At 70.3% G+C, this 20,054-nt stretch carries 19 protein-coding genes; 13 read left to right on the plus strand and 6 right to left on the minus strand.

Annotated elements, in window-relative coordinates:
• Positions 1-15: 15 nt before the first annotated feature.
• Positions 16-1,017 (minus strand): LacI family DNA-binding transcriptional regulator, encoded by a 1,002-nt coding sequence (locus tag EIY87_RS23005; RefSeq protein ID WP_125311558.1) that lies wholly within the window; start codon positions 1,015-1,017, stop codon positions 16-18.
• A 155-nt stretch (positions 1,018-1,172) separates the two neighbouring features.
• Here EIY87_RS23005 and EIY87_RS23010 point away from each other — a divergent pair, with 155 nt between their 5' ends.
• The 7 genes from EIY87_RS23010 (at position 1,173) to EIY87_RS23040 (ending at position 9,479) form a co-directional block, all read left to right on the plus strand.
• Complete coding sequence (locus tag EIY87_RS23010) at positions 1,173-2,249, plus strand: ABC transporter substrate-binding protein (protein WP_125311560.1); 1,077 nt, start codon at positions 1,173-1,175, stop codon at positions 2,247-2,249.
• Positions 2,249-3,814: a sugar ABC transporter ATP-binding protein gene (locus tag EIY87_RS23015; protein ID WP_125311562.1), complete on the plus strand. Its 1,566-nt coding sequence runs from the start codon at positions 2,249-2,251 to the stop codon at positions 3,812-3,814. Before EIY87_RS23010 ends, EIY87_RS23015 begins: the two co-directional genes overlap by 1 nt.
• Positions 3,807-4,769 carry an ABC transporter permease gene (locus tag EIY87_RS23020; protein WP_125311564.1) on the plus strand — a complete coding sequence of 321 codons (963 nt, stop codon included), beginning with the start codon at positions 3,807-3,809 and terminating at the stop codon, positions 4,767-4,769. Before EIY87_RS23015 ends, EIY87_RS23020 begins: the two co-directional genes overlap by 8 nt.
• Positions 4,766-5,746: an ABC transporter permease gene (locus tag EIY87_RS23025; protein WP_125311566.1), complete on the plus strand. Its 981-nt coding sequence runs from the start codon at positions 4,766-4,768 to the stop codon at positions 5,744-5,746. Before EIY87_RS23020 ends, EIY87_RS23025 begins: the two co-directional genes overlap by 4 nt.
• A 29-nt stretch (positions 5,747-5,775) precedes the next feature.
• A complete protein-coding gene (locus tag EIY87_RS23030; protein ID WP_125311568.1) occupies positions 5,776-8,277 on the plus strand; it encodes a LamG-like jellyroll fold domain-containing protein in 2,502 nt (833 codons plus the stop codon).
• Between the two features lie 147 nt (positions 8,278-8,424).
• On the plus strand, positions 8,425-8,820 hold the full coding sequence (locus EIY87_RS23035) for a carboxymuconolactone decarboxylase family protein (RefSeq protein ID WP_125311570.1): 396 nt from the start codon (positions 8,425-8,427) through the stop codon (positions 8,818-8,820).
• Positions 8,817-9,479, plus strand: coding sequence for a Rossmann-fold NAD(P)-binding domain-containing protein (locus tag EIY87_RS23040; protein WP_191984219.1), 663 nt, complete (start codon positions 8,817-8,819; stop codon positions 9,477-9,479). Before EIY87_RS23035 ends, EIY87_RS23040 begins: the two co-directional genes overlap by 4 nt.
• On the opposite strand, the gene EIY87_RS23045 is transcribed toward EIY87_RS23040, so the two are convergent.
• Genes EIY87_RS23045 through EIY87_RS23055 form a run of 3 tightly spaced genes read right to left on the minus strand, consistent with a single transcriptional unit; the run spans position 9,439 to position 11,927 of the window.
• Positions 9,439-10,089, minus strand: coding sequence for a TetR/AcrR family transcriptional regulator (locus tag EIY87_RS23045; protein ID WP_125311572.1), 651 nt, complete (start codon positions 10,087-10,089; stop codon positions 9,439-9,441). The two genes, EIY87_RS23040 and EIY87_RS23045, sit on opposite strands and share 41 nt — an antisense overlap.
• 18 nt (positions 10,090-10,107) lie before the next feature.
• A complete protein-coding gene (locus EIY87_RS23050; RefSeq protein WP_125311574.1) occupies positions 10,108-10,530 on the minus strand; it encodes a PGPGW domain-containing protein in 423 nt (140 codons plus the stop codon).
• A complete protein-coding gene (locus tag EIY87_RS23055) occupies positions 10,497-11,927 on the minus strand; it encodes a serine hydrolase domain-containing protein (RefSeq protein ID WP_225439994.1) in 1,431 nt (476 codons plus the stop codon). The genes EIY87_RS23050 and EIY87_RS23055 overlap by 34 nt, the downstream gene beginning before the upstream one ends.
• Positions 11,928-12,070: 143 nt before the next feature.
• Here EIY87_RS23055 and EIY87_RS23060 point away from each other — a divergent pair, with 143 nt between their 5' ends.
• The 4 genes from EIY87_RS23060 to EIY87_RS23075 are packed head-to-tail and all read left to right on the plus strand — an operon-like array spanning position 12,071 to position 14,575.
• Positions 12,071-12,406, plus strand: a complete 336-nt coding sequence (locus EIY87_RS23060; protein ID WP_125311576.1) for an ArsR/SmtB family transcription factor — start codon at positions 12,071-12,073, stop codon at positions 12,404-12,406.
• A complete protein-coding gene (locus tag EIY87_RS23065) occupies positions 12,403-12,867 on the plus strand; it encodes an SRPBCC family protein (protein ID WP_125311578.1) in 465 nt (154 codons plus the stop codon). The genes EIY87_RS23060 and EIY87_RS23065 overlap by 4 nt, the downstream gene beginning before the upstream one ends.
• Position 12,868: 1 nt before the next feature.
• Positions 12,869-13,465: a dihydrofolate reductase family protein gene (locus EIY87_RS23070; protein ID WP_125311580.1), complete on the plus strand. Its 597-nt coding sequence runs from the start codon at positions 12,869-12,871 to the stop codon at positions 13,463-13,465.
• A 54-nt stretch (positions 13,466-13,519) separates the two neighbouring features.
• Positions 13,520-14,575 (plus strand): DUF222 domain-containing protein, encoded by a 1,056-nt coding sequence (locus tag EIY87_RS23075; protein WP_125311582.1) that lies wholly within the window; start codon positions 13,520-13,522, stop codon positions 14,573-14,575.
• Between the two features lie 141 nt (positions 14,576-14,716).
• Here EIY87_RS23075 and EIY87_RS23080 read toward each other — a convergent pair whose 3' ends face one another.
• Entirely contained in the window at positions 14,717-15,304 is a 588-nt protein-coding gene (locus EIY87_RS23080; protein WP_125311584.1) for a CE1759 family FMN reductase, read from the minus strand.
• Positions 15,301-16,389, minus strand: a complete 1,089-nt coding sequence (locus tag EIY87_RS23085; protein WP_125311586.1) for an LLM class flavin-dependent oxidoreductase — start codon at positions 16,387-16,389, stop codon at positions 15,301-15,303. Before EIY87_RS23085 ends, EIY87_RS23080 begins: the two co-directional genes overlap by 4 nt.
• Positions 16,390-16,496: 107 nt before the next feature.
• Here EIY87_RS23085 and EIY87_RS23090 point away from each other — a divergent pair, with 107 nt between their 5' ends.
• Both EIY87_RS23090 and EIY87_RS23095 read left to right on the plus strand, forming a co-directional pair.
• Entirely contained in the window at positions 16,497-17,855 is a 1,359-nt protein-coding gene (locus EIY87_RS23090; RefSeq protein WP_125311588.1) for a phospholipase D-like domain-containing protein, read from the plus strand.
• A 134-nt stretch (positions 17,856-17,989) separates the two neighbouring features.
• Positions 17,990-20,041, plus strand: coding sequence for a DNA gyrase/topoisomerase IV subunit B (locus tag EIY87_RS23095; protein WP_125311590.1), 2,052 nt, complete (start codon positions 17,990-17,992; stop codon positions 20,039-20,041).
• Positions 20,042-20,054 lie beyond the last annotated feature (13 nt).

Consider the following 20,054-nt stretch of genomic DNA (forward strand, 5'->3'; position numbering starts at 1 on the left):
GGTGCGGCTCCCACGTCACCGGCCGCGCGTGCTCTCCCGCACCTCCAGCGCGAACGGCGTCTGGATGTCCTGCGCCGGCAACGCCTTGTCCCCCGTGATCCGCCGGTGCACCAGGTCGATCGCCGCCTCCGCCAGCGCTGCCTTGTCCGGGGCGATCGTCGTCAGCGAAGGCAGCGAAAACGCGCTCTCCTCGTTGTTGTCGAACCCCACGATCGCCACGTCCTCGGGCACCCGCAGCCCCAGCTCCGCCACCGCCCGCATCGCGCCGATCGCCAGCAGGTCGTTGAAGCAGAACACCGCATCCGGCGGCGACGCCGAACCCAGCAGCGACCGCATCGCCGCCGCGCCCACCGACCGGTGCCACTTCTCCGCCGGCGCCACCAGTGAGTCCGAATAGGACAGTCCGGCCGCCGCCAGACCGGCCTGGTACCCCGCCAACCGCTGCGAAGACGTCCCACGGGCGGGATTTCGGCCGATGGCGGCGATCCGCGTGCGCCCCAAAGACGCCAAGTGCGACACCGCCGTCTGCGCCGCCAGGACGTTGTCGATCGCCACGTGATCGATCGGCACGTCCACCGCGTGCTCGCCCAGCATCACCAGCGGAATCTCGCCCGGGGACGGGAAATCCGCCGCCTCCAGGGCTTCCGGGTGCACCAGCGCCCCGTCGACCAGGTGCGGGCCCAGCGACGACAGCGTCTCGCGCTCCCGGGACCGCGTGCCCTGCGTCTGTTCGATCAGGACGCTCCAGCCGCGCTTCTGCGCGGCCGTGATGACGAGGCCGGCCAGCTCGCCGAAGTACGGGATGGACAGTTCCGGCACCATCAACGCCAGGAACCCCGTGCGGCCGCGGCGCAGGTTCCGCGCCCCGACGTTGGGCCGGTACCCGGTGGCCGCCAGCGCTTCCTCCACCCGCCGCCGGTTCTCCGGCTTGACGAAGGCGTAGCCGTTCACGACGTTCGACACCGTCTTCACCGACACTCCGGCGAGCGTGGCGACGTCCTTGAGCGTCACGGTCACGGGCGGCTCCTTCTCAGCTGGTGAGCACGAAGCATAGCGATAATTTGCCGGTTTACAACGTTGTTCCAACGATGTAAAAAGTACCTCAAGGCTCCCGCGGTGACTCCGATCACCCCGGTGAGCGGGCCACCACCGACGCTGCCCGAGGAGTCACCGTGCCGCTCTCCCCCCGTCCCCTCCTGGTCGCCGCCACCGCGGCCGCCGCCGCGCTCGCGCTCACCTCCTGCACCAGCAGGGAAGAGACCCCGGCCGCTCCCTCCAGCGGTGGCGGCCCCGCCGCCAGCGCCCAGTCCGTCGCGCCCAGCGCGGACGGCTGCACGCTCGAGAAGACCGGTTACCCCAAGGTCGACCTCAAGACCGCGGTCGTGGGTTTCTCCCAGTCCGAAAAGGAAGCCAACCCCTTCCGGATCGCCGAGACGCAGTCCATCAAGGACGAAGCCGCCAAGCTCGGCATCGCGAGCGACAAGCTGCTCGTGACCAACGCCCAGAGCGACCTCAACAAGCAGATCAGCGACATCAAGTCGATGCTCGACCGGGGCGCGCAGCTGCTCGTCGTCGCGCCGCTGAACTCCGACGGCCTCCAGCCCGCCCTCGACGCGGCGAAGGCCAAGAAGGTCCCGGTCGTCACCATCGACCGCAAGGTGACGTCGCAGCCGTGCACCGACTACCTGACGTTCATCGGCTCGAACTTCGTCGAGCAGGGCAAGCGCGCGGCGCAGGCCATGGTCAAGGCGACGGGCGGCACCGGCAAGGTCGCGATCCTGCTCGGCTCCTCGGGCAACAACGTGACAACTGACCGCACCCAGGGCTTCAAGGACGAGCTGGCGAAGACGACCGGGCTGTCCGTGGTCGCCGAGCAGACCGGCGAGTTCGACCGGTCCAAGGGCCAGGCCGTGATGGAGCAGCTGATCCAGAGCCACCCGGACATCACCGCCGTCTACGCCGAGAACGACGAAATGGGCGTCGGCGCGGTCAACGCGCTCAAGACCGCGGGCAAGACGCCGGGCAAGGACGTCAAGGTCGTCTCGATCGACGGCACCCGCAACGCCGTGCAGCTCATCGCCGACGGCAGCTACAACGCCGTGATCGAGTCGAACCCGCGCTTCGGCCCGCTGGCCTTCCAGACGCTGCAGAAGTTCGAGGCCGGCGAAGCGATCCCGGCGAGCATCGTGATCACCGACGACCAGTACGACGAGACCAACGCGGCCCAGAAGGTCGGGAACGCGTACTGATGACGGCAGCCACCGAAGAGGACGTCACCATGACGACCGCACCGGTGCTCGAGGTGGCCGGGGTGACCAAGCGGTTCCCCGGCACCCTCGCGCTCGACGACGTCAGCTTCGCGCTGCGGCCGGGCGAGGTGCACGCGCTGGTCGGCGAGAACGGCGCCGGCAAGTCCACGCTGATCAAGGTGCTCACCGGCGTCTACCAGCCCGACGAGGGCGAGGTGCGCCACCTCGGCGAGCCGGTGGCGTTCAAGCGCCCGATCGACGCGCAGCGCGCCGGGATCTCCACGATCTACCAGGAGGTCAACCTCGTCCCGCTGATGAGCATCGCGGGCAACGTCTTCCTCGGCCGTGAACCGCGCACCAAGGCCGGTCTGGTCGACTGGTCGAAGATGTACGCCGACGCCCGCGAGCTGCTCAAGGGCTACGGCATCGAAGACGACGTCAAGCGCCCGCTGCACACCCTGGGCGTCGGCGCGCAGCAGATGGTCGCGCTCGCCCGCGCGGTCTCGACCGACGCGAAGGTCGTCATCATGGACGAACCGACGTCGTCGCTCGAGCCGCGCGAGGTCGAGACGCTCTTCGAGGTGCTGAACCGCTTGCACGCCGAGGGCATCGCGATCGTCTACGTCAGCCACCGCATGGACGAGCTGTACCGGGTCTGCGAAAGCGTCACCGTGCTGCGCGACGGCCGGGTCGTCCACAGCGGACCGCTGAAGAACCTGCCGCGCATCGAACTGGTGTCCAAAATGCTCGGCCGGGAGATCAAGCAGATCCGCGAAGAGGGCGTCACGGCGTTCGGCGAGGACCACGAAGTCGAACGCGAGCCGCTCCTCAAGGCGGAGAACCTGGCCGGCATGCGCAAGCTGCACGACGTCTCGGTGAGCATCCGGCCCGGCGAGGTCGTCGGCCTCGCCGGCCTGCTCGGCTCCGGCCGCAGCGAGACGGCGCGGGCCATCGTCGGCGCGTTCCCCCTCGACGGCGGATCCGTGCTGCTGGCCGGAAAACCGCTCAAGAAGGGCAAGATCAAGGCGGCCATGCGCGCCGGGATCGCGCTGCTGGCCGAGGACCGCAAGACCGACGGGATCATCCCGAACCTGTCGGTGCGCGAGAACATCGTGCTGGCCGCGTTGCCGACGCTCTCGCCGTTCGGCCTGGTCAGCAAGGCCAAGCAGGACCGGGTCGTGAAGATCTTCATGGACCGCCTGCGCATCAAGGCCGCGAGCCCGGAGCAGAAGGTGTCGGAGCTGTCCGGCGGCAACCAGCAGAAGGTGCTGCTCGCCCGCTGGCTCGCCACCGGCCCGAAGATCCTGCTGCTCGACGAACCGACGCGCGGCATCGACGTCGGCGCCAAGGCCGAAGTCCAGGCGCTGATCGACGAACTCGCGCAGGAAGGGCTCGGCGTGCTGCTCATCTCGTCCGAGCTGGAAGAGCTGATCGACGGCTCCGACCGCGTGGTCGTGCTGCGCGACGGCTCGGTCGTCGGCGAGTTGACCGGCGACGGCATCACCGAGGAGAACGTGCTGACAGCGATCGCGGCGGAAGCCTCCGTGGGTGACAACGATGTCTGACGCCACCCTGACCAAGAGTCCCGACCGCGCGAAAGTCACCGCGTGGCTGCAGAACTACGGCGTCTACCTGGCCGTCGTGGTGCTGCTGCTGTTCAACGTCGGGTTCACCGAGAACTTCCTGTCCGCGGCCAACTTCCGCACCCAGCTGGTGCAGGCGGCGCCGGTCTGCATCGTCGCGCTCGGCATGGCGCTGGTGATCGGTACCGAGGGCATCGACCTGTCGGTCGGCTCGGTGATGGCGGTCGCCGCCGCGCTCATCCCGCTCTACCTCGGCGCGGGCCCGCTGATGGCGATCGTCGTGGCCGTCATCGCCGGGATCGTGTCCGGGCTGTTCAGCGGGTACCTGGTGGCCTACCTGGGCATCCAGCCGATCATCGCGACACTGGCGCTGCTCGTCGGCGGGCGGGGACTCGCGCTGGTGATCGCCCACGGCCAGCTCGTCCAGGTGCGCAACCCGGACTTCCTGGAGCTGGGCACCGGTGACGTCCTCGGCGTCCCGATCATGGTGATCGTCGCGGGCGTGCTCGCGGTGCTGGCCGGGCTGGTCGTGCAGCGCACGACGTTCGGGCGGCACCTGGTCGCCGTCGGCGGCAACCGCTCGGCCAGCACCCTGGCCGGGCTGCCGGTGAAGCGCGTGCTGGTCAGCGTCTACGTGATCTCCGGGGCGCTGGCCGCGATCGCCGGCGTGCTGGCGACGTCGCGGCTGGGCGCCAGCGACCCGAGCGACGTCGGCCTGCTCATGGAGCTGTCCGCGATCACCGCGGTCGTCGTCGGCGGCACGCCGCTGACCGGCGGCCGGGTCCGCGTGCTCGGCACCGTGTTCGGCGCGCTGCTCATGCAGCTCGTCCAGGCCACCCTGATCAAGCACAACCTGCCCGATTCGACCGCGCAGATGGTCCAGGCGGCCATCATCGTCGTCGCGGTCTACGTCGCGCGCGAGCGGAGCAGCCGATGACCGCGACCACCACCCAGACCGCCGCGCGCAACGCCGCGTTCGCGGGCGTCCTGCAGCGCCAGGGCGCGGCCGTCGTCCTCGTGCTCGGCGTCGCCGCGGCGTGGTTCGCGTTCCCGCACTTCGGCACCGCGGACAACCTGCGCAGCCTGGTGCTGCAGGGGTCGTTCCTCGCGGTGATCGCGCTCGGCATGACGTTCGTGATCATCTCCGGCGGCATCGACCTGTCGGTCGGCTCGAACTACGCGCTCGGCGGGGTCCTCGCCGCGTGGGGCGCGCAGTACGGGCTCGTCGTCGCGATCCTGCTGCCGCTGGCGGTGTGTTCGCTGATCGGGTTCGTCAACGGCCTGCTCATCGCGCGCACCGGGATGGCGCCGTTCATCGTGACGCTGGCGTCCCTGCTGTTCGCCAGGGGACTCCTGCTCGCGCTGACGTCCGAAGGCGCGACGACGTACAAGGTCGACCCCGGCTCGGCGTTCCTCTGGCTCGGCCAGGGCACGATTTTCGGCGTCGGCGTCCCGGTGTACCTGACGCTGGTCCTGTTCGCGCTCGGCGGGCTCCTGCTGCGCCGCACCCGGTTCGGCCAGTCGGTGTTCGCCATCGGCGGCGCCGAGCAGTCCGCGCTGCTGATGGGCCTGCCGGTGGCCCGCACGAAGATCAGCCTCTACACCCTGAGCGGCGGCCTGGCCGGGTTCGCGGGCGTGCTGACCGCCGCGTACCTGCAGTCCGGCGTCACGGTGATCGGGGTCGGCACCGAGCTGGACGCGATCTCCGTCGTCGTCATCGGCGGCACGCTGCTCACCGGCGGCGCCGGGACGATCATCGGCACGCTCGTCGGCGTGCTGCTGCGCACGCTGATCCAGAACGTCATCAACCAGATCGGCACCCTCGACTCCAACTACCAGACGGTGGTGAGCGGGGCCTTCCTGCTCGTCGTCGTGGTGATCCAGCGCCTGCTGGCGCGCTCCCGAACCCGCTGAGCCCCATCCCCCACCAGGAGGTCTCAACGATGGTCCACCCTGCCCGAAAACCCCGGAGATGGCTGACCGCGGCCGCCGCGTTCGCGGTCGCGGTGGCCGGCCTCGGCACCGTGCCGGCCGCCGCCGCGGCCGACGCGCCGCAGTGGCAACGGCTCACGCCGCCGCTGTCCACGCCCTGGACGAAGGACGTCTCCCCCACCAACGCACTGCCCGACTACCCCCGGCCGCAGCTGACCCGCGACAAGTGGCAGAACCTCAACGGCGTCTGGGAGTTCGCCAAGGCGACCCCGGGTGAGGCCGCGCCGGTCGGCAAGACGCTCGGCGACCGTATCCTCGTGCCGTACCCGGTCGAGTCCGCGCTGTCCGGGATCATGCGCCACGAAACGAGCATGTGGTACCGCCGCACGTTCGAGGTCCCGAAGACCTGGCAGGTCGGCAAGGGCGGCCAGCGGCTCCTGCTGCACTTCCAGGCCGTCGACTACGACGCCACGGTGATCGTCAACGGCAAGACCGTCGGCCGCCACACCGGCGGCTACGACGCCTGGTCGGTGGACGTCACCGACGCGCTGACCACGGCGAAGTCCCAGGAAGTCGTCGTCGGCGTCGCCGACCCGAACGACCAGGGCGGGCAGCCGATCGGCAAGCAGCGTTCCCCCGGCGACGGCATCTTCTACACACCGTCGTCCGGCATCTGGCAGACCGTCTGGCTGGAGCCGGTGGCGTCCGCGCGCATCGACCGGCTCGACGTCACCCCGGACGTCGCTTCCGGTTCGGTCACGGTCAACGCCGTGGTCGGCGGCCCGGTCAGGCAGCGCGTCGAGGCCGTCGCCTACGACCACGGCCGCCCGGTCGGGCGGGTGTCCGGCGACGCGAACACGCCGTTGAAGCTCAAGGTGGACCGGCCGCACCTGTGGTCGCCGGACGACCCGTTCCTCTACGACCTGCGCGTGAAGCTCGTCCCGTCGGGTGACGAGGTCGGCTCGTACTTCGGCATCCGGTCGATCAGCGTCGGCAAGACCGCCGACGGCAAGCAGCGGATGCTGCTCAACGGCAAGTTCGTCATGCAGGTCGGCCCGCTCGACCAGGGCTTCTGGCCGGACGGCATCTACACCGCGCCGACCGACGCGGCGCTGAAGTTCGACCTGGAGCAGGAGAAGGCGCTCGGCTTCAACATGGTGCGCAAGCACATCAAGGTCGAGCCGGACCGCTGGTACTACTACGCCGACAAGCTCGGCCTGCTGGTGTGGCAGGACATGCCGGCGATGAAGGACGACGTCGAGCCGTCGGCCGCATCGCGGGTCAACTACGAGTCCGAGATGAAGCGGATGATCGACCAGCACCGCAGCTTCCCGTCGATCGTCACGTGGGTGCCGTTCAACGAGGGCTGGGGCGACTACGAAGTCGGCCGGATCGCCGACGAGGTCAAGTCCTGGGATCCCTCGCGCTTGGTGAACGCCGAGTCCGGCGTCAACTGCTGCAGGTCCGAACCGGACAGCGGCAAGGGTGACATCTACGACGACCACACCTACACCGGTCCCGGCACGCCGATGCAGACCGGGACGCGCGCGGCGGTCGACGGCGAGTACGGCGGCCTCGGTCTCAAGGTCGCGGGCCACGAGTTCGACGCCGCGGGCAGCTTCGCCTACGAGATGGAGCCCGACAGCGCTACGCTGACCCGGCGCTACGGCGAGTTGCAGCAGCGCCTGCTGCTGGTCGCCCAGCGCTGCGGCGTCTCGGCCGGCGTCTACACGCAGACCACCGACGTCGAGAAGGAGGTCAACGGCTTCTTCACCTACGACCGGCAGGTGAAGAAGATGGACTTCGCGGCGGTCCGCGCGGCGAACCTCGCGGTGATCAAGGGCGCCACCGGTGCTCCCGTGTCCGGTCCTTCGGTTCCGCAGGGCACGCCGGGCATCGACGGCATCGCGGCGTACGGCTTCGACGAGAACACCGGCACGACAGCGGCGGACAGCGTCGGCGACCACGACGCCACGCTCGTCGGCGGCGCGTCCTGGACGGCGGGCAAGAGCGGTTCGGCGCTGGCGGTGAACGGGTCGGGCCAGTACGCCGACACGGGTGCCGCGCTGGTGAACACCGAAGGCAGCTACAGCGCGGCGGCGTGGGTGAAGTTCAACGCCGTGGGCGACGGCTTCCAGACGATCGTCAGCCAGGACGGCCCGAACAACAGCGCGTTCTTCCTGCAGTACTCGGGTCAGGACCACCGGCTCGCGATGAGCTTCGTGGGCACGCGGGCCCTGGCGCCCACGGCCCCGGAGGCGAACCGCTGGTACCACGTGGTCGGCGTCCGCGACGCGGCCGCGGGCACGCTGAAGCTGTACGTCGACGGTCAGCTGGCGGCCACGAAGAGCGTCTGCCTCGGCGACGCGTCGACGGGCCACACGGTGATCGGCCGCGGCAAGTACGGCGGCAACCCGGTCGACTACCTCAACGGCGCCGTCGACCAGGTCCACGTGTACGACCGCGCCCTGTCCGACGCGGACGTGAGCGCGTTGTACTCGAGCGGCAAGTAAGCAAGTCCCCCGGATCCGGGGAGGCCGGTTCGTCCGGTCTCCCCGGATTTTTTCGTCCCCGGAGTGGGGGCCGTCACGTTTGACCTGGAGCGCGCTCCAGCCCCTAGCGTCGTCTTCGCAACGACGTACTGGGGAAAGGAACCCGCCATGACCGACGAGCGCTTCGAACTCGGCCTGAAGACCCTGACCGCCATCGACGGCGAGAGCGGGCAGCGCGTGCTCGACAACCTCGCCGACGTCTCCCCCGCGCTGGCGGAAGCCGTGGTGTCGTGGGGGTTCGGCGAGATCTACGCGCGGCCGGGCCTCGAGCCGCGCGACCGCCAGCTCGTCACGCTCGGCATGCTCACCGCCCTCGGAGGCTGCGAGCCGCAGCTGGAAGTGCACGTCAACGCGTCGCTCAACGTCGGCCTCACGCCCGCGGAGATCGTCGAAGCGCTGCTGCACTCGGCGGTCTACTGTGGATTCCCGAAGGCGCTGAACGCGACCTTCACGGCCAAGAAGGTCTTCGCCGAGAGGGGGCTGCTGCCCGTGACGAGCGCGTGAAGGTCGTCCTGTTCGGCGCGACCGGCATGGTCGGCCAAGGTGTGCTGCGGGAGTGCCTGCGCGACGAACGGGTCGAGGCGGTGCTGGTGGTCGGCCGGTCCCCGGTCGGCACCAGCCACCCGAAGCTGCGCGAAGCCGTCGAGCAGGACCTGTTCGCCCTCGCGCCGATCACCGGGTACGACACCTGCTTCTTCTGCCTCGGCGTGTCGTCGGTGGGCGTGGCGCCGGAGGAGTACGAGCGGATCACGTACCAGCTCACCCTGTCGGTGGCCCGCAAGCTGCCGGCGGACACCACTTTCGTGTACGTCTCGGGCGCGGGCACCGACAGCACCGAGCGCGGCCGCGTGCGCTGGGCCCGGGTCAAGGGAGCGACGGAGAACGCGCTGGCGCGGCTGCCGCTGCGGACGTTCGCCTTCCGCCCCGGCTACATCCAGCCGCTGCACGGCATCACGTCGAAGACCCCGCTGTACCGGGTGCTCTACCGCGTCGCGATGCCGCTGTACCCGGTGCTCAAGCGGCTGTTCCCGCGCGCGGTGACGACCACCGAGGACATCGGGCTGGCAATGCTGGCGGTGGCCTCGTCGGGGTACGAGAAGCCGATCCTGGAGAACACCGACATCACCGCCCTCGCGCGACGAGACCGGCCAGCAGGTTCGTGAGGTTCTCCGCCACCACGGCCTCGAACCCCGGCGCGCCCCCGGCCTCGGCCGTCGCGAGTGCCACCGCCTCCGTCGGGTTCGCGTAGGGCCACGCCCCCGACACCACGACCACGACGGCCCGCGCGAACACCCCGGCCGCGTCCGCCGAGAGCTCCGGAACCGCGGCGCGGACCAGCGACGCCAGCCGTTCGAGGTTCGCGGCCGCGCGGTGCTTGAAGCCGCGGGCGAACTCCAGGGAGATGTTGCGTTCCAGCACCGGGGCCATCGCGCTGATCAGCTCGCACAGCAGCCGGCGTGCCGCGAGCGTCGACGCGATGGTCCCGGCAACCCGATTCTCGCGTTCGAAGAGCGGGACCGGCAGGTCCGCGAACGCCAGCTCGTCGAGCCACGCCGTCCACGCGCCGTCGAGGACCTCGAGGAAGATCGCCTCGCGGCTGTCGAAGTAGCGGAGCACGTTGGACTTCGCGAGCCCGACGTGGCAGCTGAGCTCCCGCAGGCTGATCTCGGCGACCGGCCGCTGCCCGAGCATCTCCCGGGCGGCGGCGAGGATCGCGGTGCGGCGCGCCTCGATCTGCTCGGGACGGCGGGCGCGCTGGAATCCGGCGCTCATGCTCCCCGACGGTACCGGTCAGTCCCGGCGGGCGGCCGGTTCCGCGCGGCGCGCCTTCACCCGGCGGTAACTCCAGATCAGCAGCGCGAACAGGATCGCCGACGACAGGATCAGGCTCGACCCGGTGCTCCAGCCGCTGAACGGCAGCGACCGCACGGTGCCCCAGACGATCCCCGCCGCCAGCAGCGCCAGCCCGGCCAGCACCGACCCGGCGATCCGCAGCGGCGACGACACGCTGTCCTCGGCCGCCTTCATCGCGCGGTCGCGGACCGGGTCGACATACCGCTCGAGCGCCGGGAACTCCGAAGCGAGCAGCAGCAGCCCGGCGAGCACGAGGAGCAGCCCCGGCCCGGGCAGGACGAGCAGCAGCACCCCGACCACCAGCAGGACCGCGCCCGCCGAGGCGATCAGGACGCGCTTGGCCTGTTTGCCGATGCCCACCGGTGCTCTCCCCTCGTTTCGCCCGATTCTTCCTGGTCGCGGGCTCGTGTGCCACTCACGAGGGCGGATACCCGCGCGACGGCCACCGCAAAGCCCGCGAGCGCGACCAGTCCGAGCGCGACCACCAAGCCGGGCCAGACGTAGAGCACCTGGCCGAAGGTCCCCTGCCGTCCGGCGAACACCACACCCAGCAGTTCCGGCAGGAACGCGAGCACGCCGAGCGGCAGCAACGGCGGCACGACGCGCCACCACCGGGGCTTCCGCCGGGCTCGCCGCACTCCCAGGACGGCCAGCCCGGCCGCGACGAGCGCCAGCCCGCCGAGCACCCAGTCGGCGACGACACCGGCGGGCAGCGAGACCTCCGGCGCGCCGCCTTCGAGCAGGTCCGCGATGCCCTTGGCCAGCAGCTCGGCCTCGTTGTCCAGCGCCATGCCGGTGTTCGCCATGACGGCGACGCCGTAGCCGCTCGGCAACAGCACCTGCGCGGCGGTGTGGGAAAACCAGTCGCCGGTGTGCGACACCCGGCCGTCCCGGACGCGCCAGCCCAGCGCGTAGTCGCGGCCGGGAGCCGGGGTGTGCGCGAGCGCGGCCGAAGCCGGCGAGAGGACGCCACCGCCGTCACGCTGGGCGATCAGCCACTTCGCCAGGTCGCCGGCGGTGCTCAGGACGCCGTGGCTGCCGCCGGTGAACCAGTCCGGTTCGGACACCGGGACCTCGATCCCGAACGCCCGGACGTACCCCTCGGTCCCGGCCGGCGGCGTGTCCACGGTGGTGCTCGCCGTCATCCCGAGCGGCGCGAACAGCCGGGCGCGCAGGTACTCCGCGAACGGCTGCCCGGCCACCACCTCGACGATCCGGGCGGCCACCTCGTAGTTCGGGTTGTGGTAGTGGAACTCGGCCCCCGGTTCGCTCGCCAGCGGCGCCTCACGGAGCCGGGTCACCGCTTCGGCGAGGGTGCGCGGCTGCGCCAGCTTCAGGTCGGGGAACGCGGAATCGGCCATCCCGGACGTCTGGTCCAGCAGCATCCGGACGGTGATCCGGGTGCCACGCGGGTCCGCGAGCCGGAAGTCCGGGAGGTAGCGCGTGACCGGCTCGTCGAGCGCGAGTCGGCCGGCTTCGACGAGCTGGAGAACGGCGAACGCCGTCATGGACTTGCTCACCGACGCGATCGGCAGCCGGCTCGCCGCGGTGACCGGCGCACCCGCGGCGTCGTGGCCGTAGCCCGCGACGCGGACGACGTCGCCACCGCGGGTGACGGCGACCGAGGCACCGGGCAGGCCGGCGTGGTCGAGGTATGCGCGGATGTAACCGTCGACGTCCGGAGGCGGAGCGGCGGCGGCCGCGGGGGTCGCGGTGGCGAGCAGCAGCGCCGCAAGCACGAGGAAAAGCCTGGTCATGGGGGTAAAGCTAGGGATTCCGCGCATCCGCCACCGCTGCCGGACGACGTCGGCGACCCCCTACTTTCGGCACCTCCTTGACGGCCGAGGCCCCACCGTGCCATAGTCAACACATCGGTTGATAAACAGATTGGTTGATAAAGATGGCGCTTGACGAGGAGGGACTGGACCGGGCGTTCACCGCGCTCGGCGACCCGGTGCGGCGGGCGATCGTCGCCCGGCTCTCCCGCGGCGAAGCGACGGTGAACGAGCTGGCCGAGCCCTTCGAGATCACCAAGCAGGCGATCTCGCGGCACATCCAAGTACTGGAGCAGGCCGGGCTGATCACCCGCAGCCGCGACGGCCAGCGACGGCCGTGCCACCTCGTCCCGGCCGCCCTCGAAGCGCTGACCGGCTGGATCGACACCTACCGGCTGGCGACCGAACGCACCTACCGGCGGCTGGACGCCGTCCTGGAAACCCTGGAGGAAGAGCAATGAGCACCACGATCACCGCGCAGCCCGGCACCCCGTTCATCGAGATCACCCGCGAGTTCGCGGCCTCGCCGGACAAGGTCCTGCGCGCCCACACCGACCCGGAGCTCGTCGTCCGCTGGCTGGGCCCGCGCGGCATGGAGATGGAACTGCTCGAGTTCGACGCCCGCTCGGGCGGCGGCTACCACTACGTCCACCGCGACGACCGAGGCGAATACCGCTTCCGCGGCGTCTTCCACACGGTGAGCGCCGACCGGATCATCCAGACCTTCGAGTTCGAGGGCGCTCCGGGCGAAGTCTGCCTGGAGTCGATGACGCTGATCGACCTCGGCGGCCGCACGCGGATCGAGAGCCGCTCGGTGTACCCGTCGGTCGAGGCCCGCGACGCGGCGGTCGACAGCGGCATGAACAACGGCATCACGCAGTCGTACGAGCGGCTCGACGAGGTGCTGGAGAAGGAGGGCTGACATGCCGGTCGTCGCGAGCTTCTGCATGTCGCTCGACGGCTTCGTGGCGCGGCCCGACGACAGCGTCGGGCCGCTCTTCGACTGGTACACCGCGGGCGATGTCGAGGTGCCGATGGTGGGCTACCCCATCACGTTCCGCGTCGCGCCGTCGAGCGCGGGCTACCTGCGAGCACAGCTGGAATGGGCGCGCCACAGCGCTTTCGTCTGCGGCCGCCGGGTGTTCGACCACACCCACGGCTGGGGCGGTCACCCACCCGGCGGCGGTGCGGCGTTCGTGGTGACGCACCGGCCGCCCCCGGAGGACTGGTCCGCGGAGAACCTGGCACCGTTCACGTTCGTCGGCGACGTCGGAACCGCGATCGAGCACGCGAAGTCGGCGGGCGACGGCAACGTCGGCGTCTCCGGCCCGAGCATCGCCCGGCAGTGCCTGAACCTGGGCCTGCTGGACGAAGTACGGATCGACCTGGTGCCGGTGTTCCTCGGCGAGGGCGTGCGCTACTTCGAAGATCTCGGCGCGACGAAGGCCGAACTGGAGCGCGTGGAGGTCGTGGCCGGCGAGGGCGTCACCCACCTGCGTTACCGAGTGCACCAGCACTGACTTCACCTCTTCGTGTGATGAACGACTGTTCGAAAGATCGGTAACCTGGATCACGTGGACAGCAACGATCTTCAGCAAGCCGATGCGGCGGCCTTGACCGACCGCATCGGCTCGCTGCTCGCCGTCGTGAGAACGGCCGAGGCGGAAATCGGTGCCCTGCTGGTGGAAATCGAGTCACGCGGCGCACCGGAGACGTTCGGCTACCAGTCGGCCGCCCAGTTGTACGCACGCCTGGCCGACGTACCGAAAGCCACCGCTGAAGCGGTCATGAGGCGCGCCCGGGCAACGCATTCCCCGGACGGCAAACCTTTGGCACCCGCCACCGCAATCGTGGCGTCGGCCGGACGGTTGAGCACGCCGATGATCGACTCGATCGTCAAGGTGCTGGCGAAAGTTCCGCCCGAGCACCGCGAAGACACCGAGCAGCAGCTACTGCTGTCGGCCATGTCCGAAGCCGGACACCGGAAGGTCGCGGCGCTGGGTTCCCGCCTCTCGGCCGACCTGACCACCCCGGACACCGGCGACGCCGAGCCGTCCACCCCCGAGCCCGCCACTCCGTCGCGCAAACTTTCGTTGCGCCGCAAGAGGTCCGGCGTCTGGGAGCTGTCCGGCCGCTTCGACGACGAGACCGGCAACCGTGCCAGCGCCCTGTTCGACGCCCTGGCCGAGCGCCGCGCCGCCGAAGAGGGCGAGGAGTCCCGCACGCCGGAGGAGCACTACGGCGACGCCTTCTCCGACGCGATCGACCTGGCCCTCGACTCCCCGGATCTGCCGATGCAGTACGGCGATCGCGTCCAGGTGCTAATCCCGGACATTCCGGCGGCATCCGACACCACCGAGTCCACACCGGACGACGCGGACACCACTCCCGTCACCGAGCCCCGCAACAGTGCTCTCACTCTGGCCGCCACGGCCAACAGCACCGAATCCTCAACCCCGCCCCCGGGCCGCCTCCGCCGCCTGTTCTCGACCGGCCGCAGCCACGCGACACCCGAGCGATCACGCCGACACGTACCCCAGTCGCCCCCGCCCGCGACGCCGCTGCCCTACCCGGCATCAGATCGCCGGCATCCTGACGCAGCAGCGCACCCACCATCGGCCGCCGCCTAAGCCACGGCGAAAGGGCCGCCCAGCCGCCGACGACCTTAGTCGCGCCAACTACCAGCCGCGCAATCACAGCGGCAGGCAACCGAACATGGGAAAGGCCCGCAGCCACCAGGCTCCGGGCCCACACCCACGCGCCGGCCGGACCTACTCCCCCGCCCCAGCCAGCAACTGGTCGAACGGCACGAACTCCGGCTCGGCAGTAGCCGCCGGCCGCCCCGCCGCCAGCGCGGCCAGTTCCGCGCCGGCCTTCTCGATCCGGCGCTGCAGCGCGCCTTCACCGCCACCCCAGTCGGACGAAGCCGCGTACACGCCTGTCGCGACCGGATCTGCCTTCAGGTACCCGAACAGCGGGCGCAGCTGGTAGTCGAGCACCAGCGAGTGCCGCTCGGTACCGCCGGTCGCGCCGAGCAGCACCGGCTTGCCCACCAGCGAATCCGCGTCGAGCACGTCGAAGAACGACTTGAACAGCCCGCTGTAGCCCGCCGTGAACACCGGCGTCACCGCGATCAGCGCGTCCGCACCGGTCACGGCGTCGATCGCCGCGCGCAGCTCCGGGCTCGGGAATCCGGTGAGCAGGTTCTTCGTGACGTCGAGCGCGATGTCCCGCAGTTCGACGGCGGTCACCGAGACCGGCTCGCCGGCCGCGGCGACGGTCGCCGCGGCCAGCCGGTCGGCCAGCAACCGGGTCGACGAGGGCACCGACAGCCCCGCCGTCACCACCGCGAGCTTCATGCCTGGCTCCCGACCAGCGCCGCCGCCTTCAGGGACTCGTGGGTCGGCGCGTCCGGGACGTGGGCCGGGCGCATCGCGTCCAGTTCCTTGCGCAGCACCGGAACGACGTGCTCGCCGAGCAGGTCGAGCTGCTCCAGGACCGTCTTCAGCGGCAGGCCGGCGTGGTCCATCAGGAACAGCTGGCGCTGGTAGTCGCCGAAGTGCTCGCGGAAGGTCAGCGTCTTGTCGATGACCTCCTGCGGACTGCCGACGGTCAGCGGCGTCTGGTCGGTAAACTCCTCCAGCGACGGGCCGTGCCCGTACACCGGCGCGTTGTCGAAGTACGGCCGGAACTCGTTCCACGCGTCCTGGGACTTCGGGCGGATGAACGCCTGGCCGCCGAGGCCGACGATGGCCTGGTCGGCCTGGCCGTGGCCGTAGTGCTCGAAGCGCTGCCGGTAGAAGGCGATCAGCTGCTGGAAGTGCTCCTTCGGCCAGAAGATGTGGTTGGCGAAGAAGCCGTCGCCGTAGTAGGCGGCCTGCTCGGCGATCTCCGGGCTGCGGATGGAACCGTGCCAGACGAACGGCGGGACGCCGTCGAGCGGGCGCGGTGTCGAGGTGAAGCCCTGCAGCGGCGTGCGGAACTTGCCCTGCCAGTCGACGACGTCCTCGCGCCAGAGCTTGCGCAGCAGTGCGTAGTTCTCGATGGCCAGCGGGATGCCCTGGCGGATGTCCTGGCCGAACCACGGGTAGACCGGGCCGGTGTTGCCGCGGCCCATCATCAGGTCGACGCGGCCGTCGGCGAGGTGCTGCAGCATCGCGAAGTCCTCGGCGATCTTCACCGGGTCGTTCGTGGTGATCAGCGTCGTCGACGTCGAGAGGATCAGCTTGGACGTCTGCGCCGCGATGTGGCCCAGCATCGTCGTGGGCGAGGACGGCACGAACGGCGGGTTGTGGTGCTCGCCGGTCGCGAAGACGTCGAGCCCGACCTCCTCCGCCTTGAGCGCGATCCGGACCATCGCCTTGATCCGCTCGTGTTCCGTCGGCGTGCTGCCGTTCGTGGGATCGGTCGTGACGTCGCCCACCGTGAAGATTCCGAACTGCATGACCTGCTCCCTTCGCGAGCACCATCTTACATGCGCGTTCAACTACTTCCAAGCAAGAGATATTCCGCCCGTCAATGCCGGAGGGGGCACCAAGTAAGGTCAAGGACATGGACGCGGAGCTCGGTCGGCTGGGTCTGGCAGAACGTTCGGTACGACTTCTCACGGGCCGCGACATCTGGGGCTCGATCACCCCACTGCTCGCGCCTCGCCGAAACCTGGTGGCGGCCTTCGGCCACGTCGGTCCCGGCGCGGCCGCGCTGCTGCCGCTGGAACCCGGCGACACGCTGATCACGGACGCGAGCCTGGACACGGTGCTGTCCGGCGCGACGAGCCCGCACGCGCTGCTGCACTGGGTCAAGGCGGGTGTGATCGTGCACTCGCTGCGCGGACTGAACGCCAAGCTGGTGATCGCGGAGGACGACCCGTCGTTCGTGGTGGTCGGCTCGGCCGACGTCACCGCGGCCGGGCCCCGGCAGCTGTTCGAGGCGGTCACGCTCTCGCACGAGAAGCACACCGTCGAGGAGGCCCAGGAGGCCTGGCTCGAGTGGTGCGACCTCGCGGGCCCCGCACTGACCGCGGGCGACCTGGAGCCGTTGCTGGAGCAGTACGGCGCCGGCAAGCCGGTCACCGCGCGCCCCGCGACGCCCGCCCGCACCACCGCGCCCGCCCGCCCCGTGGTGACGAGCCGCCCCGTGACGCCGGTCCGGCCCGCGGCCGCGACGCCGCCTCCCTCGCCGGTGCGCCCGGCGCCGTCCGCTCCCCCGGCTTCGCCCGTCCGGCCCGCGGCCGCGACGCCACCCCCTTCACCCGCGCGTCCGGCGCAGCCCGCCGGCTCGCAGCCGGGAGGTTCCACGCCGGCCGAGGCCGGTACCCCGGCCACTGAACCGGAAGACGTCACGGTCACCGCCGGCGCGGAACCGGTTGCGGCAGCGGCCGAAACCGAAGCGGCCGAACCCACCGACGTCCCCCGGCCCGCCTGGCCCCGCCCGGCCGAGCTCTACCTGGTCAGCCTCGTCGAAGGCGGGGAACCGTCCGCCGAAGCCGAGTACCGCCTGGAAGAGCTCGCCCGCGAGTACACGCACCCCGGCGAGAACGGCGAATCCCCCTTCCGCGTCGAACTGTTCTGGGCCGACGATGGCCAGGGCCAGGACCCGCCGCGCACGCTCCGCGCCGGCGTGCACGTGATCCGCGTCTACAGCCAGAAGCAGGGCCGCGCGCTGGTCGGGTCGCGGATCGAGGCGCCCGGCCTGGTCCTGCACGCCTACGCCGACGAGTTCGCCTACCCGCGGCGCACGTACTGCTACATCCTGACCCGGGAGTCGGCGGCGCGGCCGGCGTTCGGCGACCTGCGCAAGGGCCTCGCCACGATCGGTGAGAAGCCGAATTTCCGCAACAGCTTCCAGGTCCCGCGGAAGATCGAAGCCCTGCTGGGCCTGTGGCCCGACCTGGGCTACGACCCCCGCTAGCGGGTCGCGCCCGCCACTCCGGGAGCGGGAGCGCGCGAAACTTGTCGGGGTGGGCGGATATCCTGCACTACGGTGCAGGCGAGTCCGCACCACCACCAGCACTTTCGCGAGCCACGATCCGGGAGAACGACCCTGTGACTGCCGAGACCTTGTACGGGGCCGATGACCTGACCCATCTCGAGGGTCTCGAGGCCGTCCGCAAACGACCCGGGATGTACATCGGCTCCACCGACAGCCGGGGCATCAACCACCTCTTCTCCGAGGTGGTGGACAACTCGACGGACGAAGGTGTCGCAGGCCACGCGACGAAGATCGTCGTCACGCTGCACGCCGACGGCAGTGTCCAGGTGGACGACGACGGCCGCGGCATCCCGACCGGCACCCACGCGAAGTCCGGTTTGTCCGGCGTCGAGCTGGTGCTGACCCGGCTGCACGCCGGCGGCAAGTTCGGCGGCTCCGGCTACAAGACCTCCGGCGGCCTGCACGGCGTCGGCGCTTCGGCGGTCAACGCGCTGTCGCACCGCTTCGACGTCACGGTGAAGCAGGACGGCAAGGTCCACCAGATGTCGTTCAAGCACGGCGTCCCCGGCACGTTCGACGCGCCCGGCCCGAAGGCGAAGTTCACCCGCCGGTCCGGGCTGAACCTCGTCGGCAAGATGAAGCGCGGCGAGCGCAGCGGCACGTCGATCCGCTACTGGTACGACTCGCGCTACTTCGAGTCGGGCGCGGCGCTGGACGTCGAGGGCGTGCGCGCGAAGCTGCGCAACACCGCGTTCCTCGTCCCGGGCGTCACCTACGTGCTGCGCACGGCCATCGAAGACACCATCAACGAAGAGACCTTCCACTTCCCGCACGGCCTGGTCGACATGGTCGACTTCCTGACGCCGTCGGGTGAGAAGCCGGTTTGCGGCACGCTGCTGATCACCGGTGAGGGCACGTACAAGGAGAACGCGGCCGACGCGGCGGGCGTCATGCAGTCCAATGTGGAGCGCCACGCCGAGGTCGAGGTCGCGCTGCGCTGGGGCACCGGCTACGAGCGCACGGTCGAGTGCTTCACCAACACGATCCGCAACGTCCACGGCGGCACCCACCGCCGCGGGTTCGACCGCGCGGTGACGAAGGCGTTGCAGGAGGCCATCTCCAAGACCCGCGGGCTGCTCAAGCCCAAGGAGGACATGCCGACGATCGAGGACGTCCTCGAGGGCATGACCGCCGTGGTGCATGTCCGGCTGCCGGAACCGCAGTTCACCTCCCAGACGAAGGACGAGCTGTCCACCGCCGGCATCACCCGGGTGCTGCAGGGCATCGTCGACAAGCACGTCAAGGCGTGGACCGAGGACCGCAAGACCAAGTCCGAGGCCAAGGTCGTGCTGCAGAAGGTGGTCGACGCCTCCCGCGTCCGGCTGACCCAGAAGCAGCAGAAGGACGCGGCACGCCGCAAGACCGCCCTCGAAGGCGCGGCCATGCCGCCCAAGCTGGTCGACTGCCGCACCACCGGCGTCTCGCGCAGCGAGCTGTTCCTGGTCGAGGGCGACAGCGCGCTGGGGTCGGCGCGGATGGCGCGCGTGTCGGAGTACCAGGCGCTGCTGCCGCTGCGGGGCAAGATCCTGAACGTGCAGAAGGCGTCGCTGGGCGACACTTTGAAGAACGCCGAGATCGCGTCGATCGTGCAGGTGCTCGGCGCGGGCACCGGGCGCACGTTCGACCTGTCGACCATGCGCTACGGCCGCGTCATCCTGATGGCGGACGCGGACGTCGACGGCTCGCACATCCGCACCCTGCTGATCACGCTGTTCGCGAAGTACATGCGCCCGGTGATCGAGGACGGCCGGCTGTACGCGGCGATGCCGCCGCTGCACAAGCTCGTCACGAAGGGCCGCAACCCGGAGACCATCTTCACCTTCACCCAGCAGGAGATGGAGACGAAGTTCGCCGAGCTGGAGAAGGCCGGCAAGAACATCGTCACGCCGGTGCCGCGGTTCAAGGGCCTCGGCGAGATGGACGCCGACGAGCTGTGGGAAACCACGATGAACCCGGCCACCCGCTCGGTCCGCCGGATCACCATGGACGACGCCGAGGCCGCCGAGGGCGCGCTGGAACTGCTGATGGGCGAGAAGGTCGAGCCCCGGCGGAACTGGCTGGTCGCCTCCTCGCACCGGATCGACCGCGACGCCATCGACGCTTGATTTTTCTTAGCTA

This window comes from Amycolatopsis eburnea (genome assembly GCF_003937945.1).
GTDB lineage: Bacteria > Actinomycetota > Actinomycetes > Mycobacteriales > Pseudonocardiaceae > Amycolatopsis > Amycolatopsis eburnea.

Coding starts and splice junctions, on each gene's coding strand:
- EIY87_RS23045 (WP_125311572.1), bottom strand. CDS start 10,089: ATGAGCGCCGGATTCCAGCGCGCCCGCCGTCCCGAGCAGATCGAGGCG.
- EIY87_RS23060 (WP_125311576.1), top strand. CDS start 12,071: ATGGCGCTTGACGAGGAGGGACTGGACCGGGCGTTCACCGCGCTCGGC.
- EIY87_RS23025 (WP_125311566.1), top strand. CDS start 4,766: ATGACCGCGACCACCACCCAGACCGCCGCGCGCAACGCCGCGTTCGCG.
- EIY87_RS23020 (WP_125311564.1), top strand. CDS start 3,807: ATGTCTGACGCCACCCTGACCAAGAGTCCCGACCGCGCGAAAGTCACC.
- EIY87_RS23080 (WP_125311584.1), bottom strand. CDS start 15,304: ATGAAGCTCGCGGTGGTGACGGCGGGGCTGTCGGTGCCCTCGTCGACC.
- EIY87_RS23030 (WP_125311568.1), top strand. CDS start 5,776: ATGGTCCACCCTGCCCGAAAACCCCGGAGATGGCTGACCGCGGCCGCC.
- EIY87_RS23055 (WP_225439994.1), bottom strand. CDS start 11,927: ATGACCAGGCTTTTCCTCGTGCTTGCGGCGCTGCTGCTCGCCACCGCG.
- EIY87_RS23090 (WP_125311588.1), top strand. CDS start 16,497: ATGGACGCGGAGCTCGGTCGGCTGGGTCTGGCAGAACGTTCGGTACGA.
- EIY87_RS23070 (WP_125311580.1), top strand. CDS start 12,869: ATGCCGGTCGTCGCGAGCTTCTGCATGTCGCTCGACGGCTTCGTGGCG.
- EIY87_RS23085 (WP_125311586.1), bottom strand. CDS start 16,389: ATGCAGTTCGGAATCTTCACGGTGGGCGACGTCACGACCGATCCCACG.
- EIY87_RS23065 (WP_125311578.1), top strand. CDS start 12,403: ATGAGCACCACGATCACCGCGCAGCCCGGCACCCCGTTCATCGAGATC.
- EIY87_RS23015 (WP_125311562.1), top strand. CDS start 2,249: ATGACGGCAGCCACCGAAGAGGACGTCACCATGACGACCGCACCGGTG.
- EIY87_RS23035 (WP_125311570.1), top strand. CDS start 8,425: ATGACCGACGAGCGCTTCGAACTCGGCCTGAAGACCCTGACCGCCATC.